Annotated in this window: 11 protein-coding genes; 10 read left to right on the top strand and 1 reads right to left on the bottom strand. The window is 59.3% G+C overall.

The features are described from left to right. Window positions 1-96: 96 nt before the first annotated feature. The 8 genes from CAI21_RS04505 to CAI21_RS04475 all read left to right on the top strand — a co-directional run bounded on the left by CAI21_RS04505 (window position 97) and on the right by CAI21_RS04475 (window position 7,785). Window positions 97-405, top strand: a complete 309-nt coding sequence (locus tag CAI21_RS04505; RefSeq protein ID WP_116301204.1) for a DUF2288 domain-containing protein — start codon at window positions 97-99, stop codon at window positions 403-405. 72 nt (window positions 406-477) lie between these two features. Beyond that, window positions 478-1,269, top strand: coding sequence for an alpha/beta hydrolase (locus CAI21_RS04500; RefSeq protein WP_116301203.1), 792 nt, complete (start codon window positions 478-480; stop codon window positions 1,267-1,269). Between the two features lie 300 nt (window positions 1,270-1,569). Beyond that, window positions 1,570-1,983: a biotin carboxylase N-terminal domain-containing protein gene (locus CAI21_RS23640; RefSeq protein WP_220347759.1), complete on the top strand. Its 414-nt coding sequence runs from the start codon at window positions 1,570-1,572 to the stop codon at window positions 1,981-1,983. Continuing rightward, on the top strand, window positions 1,938-4,856 hold the full coding sequence (locus CAI21_RS04495) for an acetyl-CoA carboxylase family protein (protein WP_220347758.1): 2,919 nt from the start codon (window positions 1,938-1,940) through the stop codon (window positions 4,854-4,856). The genes CAI21_RS23640 and CAI21_RS04495 overlap by 46 nt, the downstream gene beginning before the upstream one ends. Before the next feature lie 163 nt (window positions 4,857-5,019). Beyond that, window positions 5,020-5,487, top strand: coding sequence for an Mpo1 family 2-hydroxy fatty acid dioxygenase (locus CAI21_RS04490; protein ID WP_116301202.1), 468 nt, complete (start codon window positions 5,020-5,022; stop codon window positions 5,485-5,487). Window positions 5,488-5,534: 47 nt separating this feature from the next. Continuing rightward, on the top strand, window positions 5,535-6,053 hold the full coding sequence (locus tag CAI21_RS04485; protein ID WP_116301201.1) for a GNAT family N-acetyltransferase: 519 nt from the start codon (window positions 5,535-5,537) through the stop codon (window positions 6,051-6,053). 44 nt (window positions 6,054-6,097) lie between these two features. Continuing rightward, window positions 6,098-6,955, top strand: a complete 858-nt coding sequence (gene tesB, locus CAI21_RS04480) for an acyl-CoA thioesterase II (protein ID WP_220347757.1) — start codon at window positions 6,098-6,100, stop codon at window positions 6,953-6,955. A gap of 458 nt (window positions 6,956-7,413) precedes the next feature. After that, window positions 7,414-7,785: a VPLPA-CTERM sorting domain-containing protein gene (locus CAI21_RS04475; RefSeq protein WP_116301200.1), complete on the top strand. Its 372-nt coding sequence runs from the start codon at window positions 7,414-7,416 to the stop codon at window positions 7,783-7,785. Window positions 7,786-7,789: 4 nt separating this feature from the next. Here CAI21_RS04475 and CAI21_RS04470 read toward each other — a convergent pair whose 3' ends face one another. Then, window positions 7,790-8,413: a GNAT family N-acetyltransferase gene (locus CAI21_RS04470; protein WP_116301199.1), complete on the bottom strand. Its 624-nt coding sequence runs from the start codon at window positions 8,411-8,413 to the stop codon at window positions 7,790-7,792. Window positions 8,414-8,549: 136 nt separating this feature from the next. Between CAI21_RS04470 and otsB the strand changes: the two genes are divergently transcribed. Then, window positions 8,550-10,079 carry a trehalose-phosphatase gene (gene otsB / locus CAI21_RS04465; protein ID WP_181919264.1) on the top strand — a complete coding sequence of 510 codons (1,530 nt, stop codon included), beginning with the start codon at window positions 8,550-8,552 and terminating at the stop codon, window positions 10,077-10,079. Further along, on the top strand, window positions 10,076-12,499 hold the full coding sequence (locus CAI21_RS04460) for a glycoside hydrolase family 65 protein (RefSeq protein WP_116301197.1): 2,424 nt from the start codon (window positions 10,076-10,078) through the stop codon (window positions 12,497-12,499). The genes otsB and CAI21_RS04460 overlap by 4 nt, the downstream gene beginning before the upstream one ends. Window positions 12,500-12,517 lie beyond the last annotated feature (18 nt).

The raw sequence follows: 12,517 nt of genomic DNA, 5'->3' as shown, positions 1-12,517 counted from the left end.
AAGCCATCGGAACAAAGACCCGGATGGGCCGAAACGATATCCACACCTGCTTTGCAGCTGGTATTCTTAATATCTGCTTATATTAAGGAGAGTGAGATGGCTTCCCAGGAACCAGACACACGCGCCATACTTAATGCGGAAACTGCCAAAATCGGCTGGCAAGAGCTAGAACGGCATTTTGCTCGCGGGGCAGTGATCACCGTCGACCGTAGCCTGGACCTGATCGAAGTCGGCGCTCGAATCATTAACGACGACAAACCGACCGTCGAGCAGTGGCTGCAAGAAGACCAGATTCGACGCACAACCAGCGACGAAGCACGTAGGTGGTCCGACACCGGCACCGAACTGTGGTGCGTGGTGGTTGCCCCTTGGGTATTGGTACAAGAACCGGCACAAGGCTGCTAGAAAGCGCCTGCTAGCACCCCAAAGTAAAAGAACAAGTAGCGCGAATGTGACGTATCGGCGGAGGATTTAACCGTGACCGACTATCCCGTAATTCCCGGTGCGGAACCGTTCTTCTCAGCAGGCAACGACACCGGTTGCCTAGTCATCCACGGCTACACCGGCTCACCGCAGAGCGTGCGCTACCTTGGCGAATATCTAGCGGAGAAAGGAGGCTTTACGGTCTCCGTACCCCGCCTGCCCGGCCATGGGACTGCGCCGGAAGACATGGCCCGGACAACGGCGGAAGACTGGCTCCAGTGCGTACGTACCGCCTTAGCCGAACTCAACGAACGCTGTACGTCGATCTTTGTGGTCGGTCTATCCATGGGCGGCACGCTGAGCCTACATTTGGCCGCCACCCAGCAGGACATTGTGCACGGGGTAGTAACAATCAACACGCCGCTGTTCATCAACAACCCGCAGTTCGCCGCACTCGCCTTCGCCCCCGACGCGCCGCCCTTCTTGCCCGGCGTCGGTGCCGACATCAAAAACCCCGATGCGAACGAGATTTCCTACAATGGCGCACCTTCGGCCACCACCCGGCAACTGTTCGTGCTGATCGCCACCGCCCGCGAAATGTTGCCCTTGATCACGTGTCCGGTGCTGGCCTTCCGCTCGCGCGAAGATCACGTCGTTCCACCATCGAATGGACCGTACCTCATCGACCATGTCTCCAGCGCCGATAAGCGCCTCATTACGCTGGAGGACTCTTTCCACGTGGCAACGTTGGATAACGACCGCGAGCGCATTGCCCGCGAAACACTACAGTTCATCCGCAGCCGGCAACGGACGGAAAAACAAACGTATACAACGATCGCCGACTAAACACGCTATGGGCGGGTGCGCACAGTGAGCGCCCGCCCTTCATGGCACGCCTCTCTACCCAGCCAACCGCTGAGCACCGCTCGGAACCAGCGACGCTCAGTCTTTCCTTGAAACACCGTTTCGCACTATGCTCCTAGTACGCTTTCACGCTTAGATTTGCCAGTTCGGCAAGGCGCAGAGCCTGCTAGAGGCCGTGTTTTCGATAAAAAACTAAAGGAAGCGCTGAACACTTCGCTTAGCCGAAGGGATAAGCCGATTATTCAGCGCTTCCTAAATAAAGAGATAGAGGAGCCCCATTTCATGAGCATCTCTCGGCTCTTGATTGCTAACCGCGGCGAAATTGCTATTCGCATCGCCCGAGCCGCCGCCGATCTGGGCATCGAAACCGTGGCGATCTATTCAGAGGACGACGCGCGCTCGCGCCACCTATTGGCCGCCGACGACGCCGTCGCTTTGGGTGGAACCGGCGCAGCCGCCTATTTGGATAGCGAGCGAATCGTTGCCATTGCGCGAGAACGGGGGTGCGATGCGATTCATCCCGGTTACGGCTTCCTCAGCGAAAACGCCGACTTTGCCAGAGCCTGCGAAGCGCAAGACGTGATTTTCGTCGGCCCCACCCCCGGTTCGCTGGCTTTTTTGGCGATAAGACACAGGCCCGAGAGTTGGCCATGGATCACGACGTTCCGCTCATCCCCGGGACCGAAGGCCCGGTAAGCCTTGAGGAAGCCAAAGCGTTTCTCGCCTCGCTCGATCAAGGCAGCGCGATCATGCTGAAAGCGCTGGCCGGCGGCGGCGGCCGCGGTATGCGCGCCGTGCGCTCAGCCGAGGAGCTTGCAAGCGCCTATGCTCGTTGCCAAGCCGAAGCGGAAGCCGCCTTTGGCAACGGGGCGCTGTATGCCGAACAGCTTATCGAGTACGCACGCCATATCGAAGTACAAATCGTCGGCGATGGCACCGGTGCCGTTAGCCACCTCTGGGAGCGCGAGTGCAGCCTGCAACGGCGGCACCAAAAGCTGGTTGAAATCGCCCCCAGTCCATCGCTAAGCGAGCCTGTTCGCCAGCAATTGATCGATGCCTCGCTCCGACTTGCGTCGGCCGCGCGTTTTCGCAACCTAGGCACCTTCGAGTTCCTGGTCGACGACGCCGACGGCTATGCCTTCATCGAAGCCAATCCGCGCTTGCAAGTGGAGCACACCGTTACCGAAGCGGTGACCGGACTCGATCTGGTGCAAATACAACTCAAGCTTGCGGCCGGCGCCACACTAGACGATTTAGGGCTTACTCAAGAGCAAGTTCCGCCCCCTCGCGGCTACGCCATCCAAACCCGGATAAACCTGGAGACGTTGGACGAGCGAGGCGGCGTCACGCCTTCCGGCGGTACCCTAGCCGCGTTCGAGCCGCCGACGGGGCCGGGCGTTCGGCTCGACACCTTCGGCTACAGCGGCTATACCACCAGCCCCCACTTCGACTCGCTACTGGCCAAGCTGATCGTTCACACGCCAAGCGACGACTTTAAGGCCGCCGTTACTCGCGCTTACCGCGCCCTTAACGAATTCCGCATCGAAGGGCCGGCCACCAATATTCCGTTCTTGCTGAACCTGCTTAAGCGTCCGGAACTAGCGGACAATGCGGTACACACCCGCTTTATCGACGATCACATTCAAGCTTTAGCACCGAGCGGCGACCACCGCACGCGCCACTTCGCCGCCGAGGCACCACCGCAGGTAGCCCCAACCGAGGCAGAGATTGCGGTGCCGGCGGGCTGTTCGGCGGTGCCGGCGCCAATGCAGGGTATCGTTGTCGAAATCACCGCCGAACCCGGCTTGCCCGTCCGCCAGGGCCAGCAGATCGCGGTGCTGGAGGCGATGAAGATGCAGCACATCGTCACCGCACCGGTCAGCGGCTTTTTGCGAGAAGTTCTAGCGGCAACGGGCGATAGCGTAAACAGCGGTGTGCCGCTCGCCTTCATCGAAGAGGCGGATGTCGCGACGGACGAGGTTCAAGACGAACAGGCTGTCGATCTGGGTGCAATCCGCCCGGACCTTGCCGATACCTTGGAGCGGCATGCCATTAATAGCGACTCAAGACGCCCGGAAGCGGTCGCTAAACGCCACAAGCTTGGGCTGCGAACCGCGCGGGAGAACGTCGAAGACCTCTGCGATCCGGATAGTTTTATCGAGTACGGGGCGCTGACGCTAGCCGCGCAACGAAGCCGACGCTCGATGCAAGATCTGCTCAAGATGAGCCCTGCCGACGGCTTGGTGACCGGGATCGGCAGTGTTAATGGGGCGCAATATCCGGAAGATCGCGCGCGCACCCTGGTCATCGCCTACGACTACACGGTATTCGCCGGCACCCAGGGCGCCATCAACCACGGCAAGAAAGACCGCATGTTTCAGTTAGCCGAGCAATGGCGGCTGCCGGTCGTCCTGTTCGCCGAAGGCGGCGGTGGGCGCCCGGGCGAAACGGACTCTTACAAAGTTGCCGGCCTGGATGTCCCGACCTTCGCGCAATATGCGCGCCTAAGCGGCTTGGTGCCCCGCGTCGCTGTGGTCAATGGCCGCTGTTTTGCCGGTAATGCGGCGCTGGCCGGCATGAGCGATATTTTAATCGCCACCGAACCCACCACGCTCGGCATGGGCGGCCCGGCAATGATCGAAGGCGGCGGTCTTGGCGTCTATCAGCCGGAAGAGGTCGGGCCGGTTGCCATGCAAGCCCCCAACGGGGTCATCGATGTAGTCGTGCGCGACGAAGCCGAGGCCGTTCAGTGCGCCAAACAAGCCTTGTCGTATTTCCAAGGCGACCAAACGGATTGGGAGGCCGAGGACCAACGCTGGCTACGCCGCAGCATTCCGGAAAACCGCCTCCGGACTTACGATATTCGCGCATTGATCGACACGCTGGCCGACCGGGGCTCGGTGTTAGAGCTGCGGCGCGCTTTCGCACCTGGCATGATCACCGCTTTTATTCGTATCGAGGGCAGAGCGTTCGGGCTGATCGCTAACAATCCCGGCCACCTGGCCGGCGCGATCGAAGCCGATGGCGCCGACAAGGCCGCTCGCTTCATGCAACTGTGCGATGCCTTCGATCTTCCCATCGTCAGCCTCTGCGATACGCCGGGGATCATGGTAGGGCCCGCTGCCGAGGAAACGGCTTTGGTGCGCCATGCCGCCCGCATGTTTACCACTGCCGCCAATATCGATGTACCGCTGTTCACGCTCGTCCTGCGCAAGGGTTACGGCCTCGGCGCCCAAGCCATGGCCGGCGGCAGCTTTCGCGATAACGTGTTCATTGCCTCTTGGCCTACCGGGGAATTCGGCGGCATGGGTTTGGAAGGTGCGGTACGGCTTGGCTATAGGAAAGAACTCGCCGCCGTCGAAGACCCGACGGAGCGACAAGCGCTGTTCGAGCAAATGGTGGCCAAGGCCTACGAGCACGGCAAAGCCACGAACATGGCTTCGGTATTCGAAATCGACGCCGTGATCGATCCGGCTGACTCCCGTCGCTGGCTGCTGCGAGGCCTGCGCTCGATGCCGCCGGCGCCGCCACGCCACGGCAAAAAGCGCGCGTTCGTCGACACATGGTAACGCTCCGAAGAAGCACCGAACCTGCCTTGTCCGAAAGGCCTGGGAGGTTCGGTGTTTTCCTAAGACGCAAGTAGTGGTATTAAGAAAGATGCCGTTCCCGATAAAAAAGAATAACGGTCGTAGGGTACGGGACACAGGCCGCTGTCATGAGGAGGAGAGAACCATGAAAACAATCGACCAATGGTTCGACGAGTATGGCGAAAGCCATAAGAACCCGACGAACAAACTGATTCACTGGATCTGCGTGCCGCTGATCACCTTCAGCGTCATAGGGCTGCTATGGTCCGTGCCGGTGCCGACGGCAATGGCCGCTATTTCGCCGTTACTAAACTGGGCGGTGATTTTCTCGATCCTGGCCGGATTCTTTTACCTGCGGCTATCGGTACCGATATTCCTGGCCATGGCGGTTATGACGATTGCTTTTCTTGCCATCTGCTATGCGCTCGCACAATCGTCGGTCTCGTTGTTGTGGCTGTCGATCGCGATCTTCGTCGGTGCTTGGATAGGGCAATTCATCGGTCATAAGATCGAAGGTAAGAAGCCTTCCTTCTTTAAAGATTTACAATTCCTGCTGGTAGGGCCGGCTTGGCTGTTGGGCTTCGTTTACCGCGCCCTGGGCCTGAAGTATTAACGATAAGCGAGCCCTGTGCGCCGACGCTCGGGGCTCGCGCGAGAGCCATGCTTATACGAAACGCTACGGAAAGCGATTACCCGGCCATTTGCCGGCTGATTCATGATAGGGAAGAACTCTTTCGTGTCTATCCCCGCGGCCGCTATCCGCTAACGGTCGAGCAACTGGCCGAGCTGGCCAAGCAACGGCGCGAGCTACGTGTCGGCGAAGTCGACGGCCGCGTGGTAGCCTTTGCCAACTTCTACAAGTTCGTTCCCAGGCGGTATACCTTTATCGGCAACGTGATCGTTGATCGCGACTATCGCGGCCAAGGCCTCGGCCAGCGCCTTATCAAGCACATGTTGAAATTGGCCTTTGCCGAACATTATCTCCCCGAAGTGCGCATTTCGGTGTTCACCGATAACACAGCGGCCCTACTGCTATACGGCCGCCTGGGCTTTCAGCCGTATGCGCTGGAAGAACGGCAAGCACCCGGCGGCGCGGCCACCGCATTGCTGCATATGCGCATCGCTCGCGCAGGACGACATCAGGGCTGGACTAAAGGTGACAACAGCGTCATATTGTAGCCCCGATACGATTCATCGCAGCAGAAAGAGAGGGGGAGTAGCCGGTGAGCGGTCTGAACAACCTGCTGGAGCTGTTTCAGCTAGAGCAAATCGACGACGACCTGTTTCGGGGCGTCAGCCAAGACCTTGGGTTTCGCTCCGTCTTCGGTGGGCAAGTCCTGGGGCAAGCACTTCATGCCGCCAATCAGACCGTAAGCGACGAGCGCATCTCCCACTCGCTGCATGCCTATTTCCTACGCCCCGGCGACGCCCAGGCGCCGATCGACTATCAAGTCCGCCGCATCCGCGACGGCCGTGGCTTTACCACACGCCACATCGAAGCCATCCAAAATAATCGGCCGATCTTCGACATGCTTGCCTCTTACCAGGTTCCGGAGGAAGGGGCCGATCATCAAGATAGCATGCCGCAGAAGGTACCGGGGCCGGAGGGGCTCAAGTCGGAAGTCGAATTATTAAAGGCGCTGGCCGATAAACTACCCGAGCGGATGCGTGCCGGTTTGGAAGCAGACCGGCCGATCGAGACTCGCCCGGCGGACGAGTTCGATAAACTGGACCCAAAACCGCGCGATCCGGTCAAGTACGTCTGGGTCCGGGCGGCCGGGCGGATGCCGGACGATCCCCGCCTGCATCGCGCCGTGCTGGCCTATGCGTCCGATTTCGAGATGCTCGGCACATCGATGCGTCCGCACGGGGTATCGTTCTTCCAGCCTGATGTCTTGGCAGCCAGCCTCGACCACGCCCTATGGATACACCGTCCGTTTCGTATCGACGATTGGTTGTTGTACAGCCTCTACAGCAGTAACGCGCACGGTGGCCGCGTGCTGGTTCGGGGCCAGTTTTTTACGCAAGACGGAACCTTAGTCGCCTCCTCCACCCAAGAAGGATTGGTACGCGTCCGTTAGCCACACCGCATCAAGCTCACATTGGCGGCGTGCCGGCGACGTGACCAGCGCGCCGTCAAGGGACGCCAACGCTGTCACTGCATTCTGCTCGGTTCGTAGCAGGGCAAAGGTCAGCTAGGCCGTTCGGACCATCGCACCGACACCGCCTTAATGGTAGAAAGCTGTTGTGCGACAGCAGCTTAGGCTTCCCCTGCGTGGGCAAGCCCAATAAATAACGCCATTGAGGCTATTAATAATGAAGAAAATACTTATTTCTCTGGCATTGGGCCTCTGCGCCTTATTCGCCGGCACCTCGCTTTACGCCTCGACCATCGCTTTCGAGGTGGGGAGCGACTCTTCCGTGTCGTTAAACGGCTCGGGCTGGAACTCTGCCAGCGCCTTTCTCGACGCGGATCTCGCAGGTTTACGTTTCGAGCTCGGCGCCGGCGATAGTTATACGTTCGATTTTTCCATATTCAGTGCTGGCACTGCAACACGACATTCGACATCGAGGCCAACCTCAGCTTTCTGTCGCCAGCCGCGAGCGCCGAGGGCAACGGGTCGGCAGTACCAAAACACGGCTGAGCATCATTCCCTTCGGCTGGGTTACCGACGGCAACCTGGTATGGGATACACAGCCGGGAGCCATCGAAAGCGAGCTGGGCGTTTTTTCGGTGTTCTTTGAAGAAATTAACGGCATCACACCCGGTAAACTGGTCACCGTTCGCGCCACGATTACGGATGTGACCCCAGTACCGTTACCGGCTGCCGCTTGGCTGTTCGGCTCGGCATTACTAGCCTTCGGCGGCATTCGCCTACGGCAACGGCGACGCCAAGCGATCGCCGCCTAAGCACTCACGGCTCCGCCGGCGGTCTCCACATCAACCACACGCTGGGACCGCCGGCCGGCAGCTGCACCGTATCGGTCACCATGAAGCCGTGGCGCAGAAAAAACGGCAGCACATCGCGATTGGCCGTTTCCAGATAGGCGCCAACCTGCTCTCCGTCGCAGACACGCAACATCGGCTTTAATAACGCGGTCCCTACACCACGGTTTTGCACGGCCGGGTCGATTGCGAATTGGCCCAGGTAGTAATGCGGCAATCTAGGGTGTCGCGCGGCTAGAACCTGCAACCCATGCATTCGCAACGGCAATTGCTTCAGCCCGACACTGCCGACGATTTGCGGTAGGCGCGCCAACTGAGAGAGCAGACTGGTACGCCAAGCACCCGGCGGAAACCAAACGGCGGCGCCTTCGCGGTTGCCGGTGCTAAAGACGGTCTCATAGGGCACCGCTAGTTTAAGATGCGCCGCCAACACGCGTTCGCGCTGCCGTTGCCCAGGCGCCAGCCAACGTAGCAAAGGGTCTCGTGCCAACGCGCGCGCCATAGCAGCGGCTAGTACCGAAACGTCATCGCGACCGGCTAAGCGTAGCATGACCGGTCGGCGGTTCAGTCTCGTCACCTCCTCAGCTGTCATGATCTCCCCTTGCTTGACACACCTTATTTTTTATCGGCCGGCTCGGCACGAACCAAAGCCGCCAAATTACTATTTAAACAATATTCAACTAATCCCCACCTGTCTTCTAAGGACACGAACTGCTCCGACTCGGAAGATGCTAAGAACCGAACCGGCAACCGTTGCGCTCTCTCGGCAGCACTTTGATGCGGTGATATTCGACCTCGACGGCGTGCTCACCGATACGGCCTCTGTGCACGCTAATGCGTGGCAGCGTAGCTTCGACGAATGGTTGACGGAGCACACGCCGGAACAAGCATGCTTTGACATCGAAGAAGACTATCGCCGTCATGTCGACGGCAAACCGCGCGAGGAAGGCATACGAGCGTTCTTCCACGCGCGGGGCATTCCCATAACCACACATGCGGTACGCCGCATCGCCCGCCGCAAGCAGGCCTATTTCCTAGAGTTACTCGAACATCGGGGCGTGGACTTAATCGGTACCAGCGTACGGGTTTTACGTTTATTGCGAGCGCTTGGGTACAAGACGGCAGTCGCCACCAGCAGTCGCAACGGCCGGCTTATTCTGGAGAAAACCGGCCTGATCGACGATTTCGACGTTCACGTCGACGGCGAGACAATCGCCAAGCACGGTCTGCCTGGCAAGCCGGCACCGGATACATTTCTCTTGGCAAGCGATGAGCTGGGGACGGCTCCCGGCAAAACCGCTATCGTCGAAGATGCGCTAGCGGGAATCGCGGCCGGCAAAGCGGGCGGTTTCGGCATGATCGTGGGCTTAAGCCGCACCGATCGACTTGCCTCGTTCGAAAGGGCGGGCGCCGATATTGCGGTACCGGATTTGGCGGAACTCGACATTACGGAGGTTTATCATCGCGAGTCCGCAGAACGTCTACCCGATGCGCTGCGGAGTCTTAAGGTAGCAACGACGCCGATTCTGTTACTGGATTACGACGGCACACTGACCCCGATCGTAGCACGCCCCGAGGATGCGGCTTTAGCCCCCACCATGCGGGCCGAACTGGAACGGCTAGCGCGTTACTGTCCGGTTGCCATCGTCAGCGGACGCGACGTACCGGTGGTACAGGACTTTGTCGGGCTCGACACGCTAGCTTACGCCGGGAGCCACGGCTTTGAAGTCGTGACGGCCGATGGCCGGCGCTACGAGCAAGCGATTGCCGAGCGGCACCTGCCTTTGCTGAATCAATTACACGCCCGGCTGCAAGAAGCCCTAGGTAGTACCCCGGGCGTACAGTTCGAGCGCAAACGTTTCTCCATTGCGGTGCATTATCGCCGCGTGGCTGCCGCCGATCGGCCGCGGGTGCAAACCATTTTGAAGGCCTTGAAGAATGGGTTTTGCGAGCTACGGACCACCCCCGGCAAGGAAGTCCTGGAATTCTTGCCGGGGATCGACTGGAACAAAGGCCGTGCCGTCGAGTGGTTGCTACAAGCGCTTGACCCCGCAGCCCGCCATTACCCGATCTACATCGGCGACGACCTTACGGACGAAGACGCATTCCGCATCCTGCAAGGCATCGGCCACAGCATTCTGGTACGAGATCGAAGCGACCGCGGCACCTATGCCGATAGCACCCTGCCCGATACTACTGCGGTACGCGCCTTTCTAGCGAGACTGGCGGACCGACTTGAAAACGAGGCACGCCTATGAGTTCTTGGGCACTTAACTACGACGGCTGGCAACCGGAGCAGGAAGGCCTACGGGAAGCCTTGTGCACCCTGGGCAATGCGTACTTCGCCACCCGCGGCGCAGGCGAAGAAAGCGAGGCGAATGACATCCACTACCCAGGCACGTATCTTGCGGGCTGTTACGACCGTTTATCCAGTCAAGTGGCCGGACGCACGGTCGAGAACGAAGATCTTGTCAACCTCCCCAACTGGTTACCCTTGCGCTTTCGGATCGAGCGGGGGCCGTGGTTTCACCCTGGGCACGTCGAGCTGCTGCATTATCGACAACGGCTTGACTTACGGCAGGGCATCCTGCGCCGACGGATACGGTTTCGGGACGCCGCAGGCCGTATTTGTCGCGTCGAAAGCCGACGGCTCGTGCACGCTAGCGCTATTCATCTCGCCGCCCAGGAGATAACGGTAACGGCCGAGAACTGGTCCGGCATCGTCGAGTTTCAGTCCGCGTTGGACGGTCGAATCGTCAATGCCGGCGTGGAGCGTTATCGGGCGCTTAACGGTAACCATCTGCGACCGCTTGCGACAACGGCGGAACACGGTCAGCCCTTGGTATTGGAAGTGGAGACGCGAGCGTCTCATATTCGCCTTGCGCAGGCGGCAAGAACACGGCTTTTTCATAACGGGAGCGAGACAGCGACGCGCGGCACGAACACATCGCAACCGGGCTATGTAGCTGCCCATTTTCGGGTACGCCTTAGCAAAGGCGAACAGGTACGAGCGGAGAAAGTGATCGCAATCTATAGCGCGCGCGACCGCGCCATCTCCGCACCGGCTTTGGAAGCAAAAGAGGCGGTACGCACCGCCGGCGACTTTGCAAGCTTACTGCGTAGCCACGCCCGCGCCTGGACTCAACTCTGGCGGCGCTTCGATCTGGAACTAAAGCTCCGCAGCTGTCCCGGCAACACAGAGTGTATGCGCCTGCTTAGGCTGCATATCTACCACCTGCTCGCGGTCGCCTCGCCTAATTTGCAACACGTCGATGCCGGCATTCCGGCACGCGGCCTCCATGGTGAAGCCTATCGCGGGCATGTGTTCTGGGACGAATTGTTTATTCTGCCGACGCTGACCTATCGCATGCCGGAAGTCACGCTGGCGGCGCTCATGTACCGCTGGTATCGACTCGATCGAGCGCGTCAAGAAGCCCGTACAGTGGGCTATAAGGGCGCCCTCTATCCGTGGCAAAGCGGCAGCAACGGACGCGAAGAAACGCAGCACATGCATTTAAACCCGCAATCGGGCCGCTGGTTGCCGGACAATAGCCATCGACAACGACACGTAAGCCTCGCCATCGCCTATAACATTTGGCATTACTATGAGACCACCGACGATCACGAGTTCATGCTCGCCTACGGTAGCGAAATGCTACTTGAAATCGCCCGCTTCTGGGCCGATTTGGCAAAGTATAATCCGGTAAACGGCCGCTACGAGATAAAGGGCGTCATGGGGCCGGATGAGTTTCACGAAGGCTACCCGGAAGACAACCCACCGCGGGGCATTGATAACAATGCCTATACCAACGTGATGGCATCCTGGGTTTTACGACAAGCGCTGACCCTGCTCGAACAGTTACCGCAAGAGGTCAATAAGACACTGCGAGCCCAACTCGATCTTGAGGAAAACGAGCTGGCACATTGGAAGAGCGTCAGTCGTCGTCTGCGCGTCGATTTTCATAACGGCCGTATTATCAGTCAATTTCAAGGCTACGAATCTTTAGCCGAGTTCGAGTGGAAAACGTATCGGGAACGGTATGGGGACATACACCGTCTGGACCGGATATTAGAAGCGGAAGGCGATACGCCCAACCGCTATAAGCTATCGAAGCAAGCCGACGTACTTATGCTCTTCTACCTTTTCTCCGCAGAGCAATTACAGGAGAACTTTGCCTACCTCGGCTATGTCTTCGAAAGCGAATGGATACCGGATAACGTGGCCTATTACCAAGCGCGCACGAGTCACGGCTCTAGTCTCAGCCGGGTGGTACACGCCTGGGTGCTCAGTCGCACCCACCGCGCCCAATCCTGGGATCTTTTCCAAGAATCGCTGCGAACCGACTACAACGGAACCGCCGGCAGCACGACACGGGAGGGCATTCATTTGGGTGCTATGGCGGGTACCATCGACCTGATCTTCCGCTGCTATACCGGCCTTGAAGTACGTGACGAGGCACTCTGGCTCAAACCGCAATTGCCTCACGAAGTCGACCGGCTCTGCATGCATCTGACTTTCCGCGGTCGAACCCTGCACCTCGTGTTCGAGAAAAACCAACTCAGCGTACAAGTCGGCGGGCACACGGAGGGAGTCTTCGTCGGTGTGCAGGACACCCTGCACCGGATACTTCCCGGCGAGCGCAAAGTCTTTCAGCTACCCCGGCGACAGGCAGACTAGGGCGCCCTCAAGCTGATA

The sequence above is a fragment of the Alkalilimnicola ehrlichii genome (assembly GCF_003399765.1).
In the GTDB taxonomy this organism is placed as follows: Bacteria; Pseudomonadota; Gammaproteobacteria; order Nitrococcales; family AK92; genus AK92.
Note: the sequence above shows the minus strand (reverse complement) of the source record. Positions and strands in the feature narration are given on the sequence as shown.

Bases quoted from the DNA above. Each gene is read 5' to 3' on its own strand.
- CAI21_RS04485 (WP_116301201.1), top strand. From the start codon at position 5,535: ATGCTTATACGAAACGCTACGGAAAGCGATTACCCGGCCATTTGCCGG.
- CAI21_RS04460 (WP_116301197.1), top strand. From the start codon at position 10,076: ATGAGTTCTTGGGCACTTAACTACGACGGCTGGCAACCGGAGCAGGAA.
- CAI21_RS04470 (WP_116301199.1), bottom strand. From the start codon at position 8,413: ATGACAGCTGAGGAGGTGACGAGACTGAACCGCCGACCGGTCATGCTA.
- CAI21_RS04505 (WP_116301204.1), top strand. From the start codon at position 97: ATGGCTTCCCAGGAACCAGACACACGCGCCATACTTAATGCGGAAACT.
- CAI21_RS04490 (WP_116301202.1), top strand. From the start codon at position 5,020: ATGAAAACAATCGACCAATGGTTCGACGAGTATGGCGAAAGCCATAAG.
- CAI21_RS04495 (WP_220347758.1), top strand. From the start codon at position 1,938: ATGGATCACGACGTTCCGCTCATCCCCGGGACCGAAGGCCCGGTAAGC.
- otsB (WP_181919264.1), top strand. From the start codon at position 8,550: ATGCTAAGAACCGAACCGGCAACCGTTGCGCTCTCTCGGCAGCACTTT.
- CAI21_RS23640 (WP_220347759.1), top strand. From the start codon at position 1,570: ATGAGCATCTCTCGGCTCTTGATTGCTAACCGCGGCGAAATTGCTATT.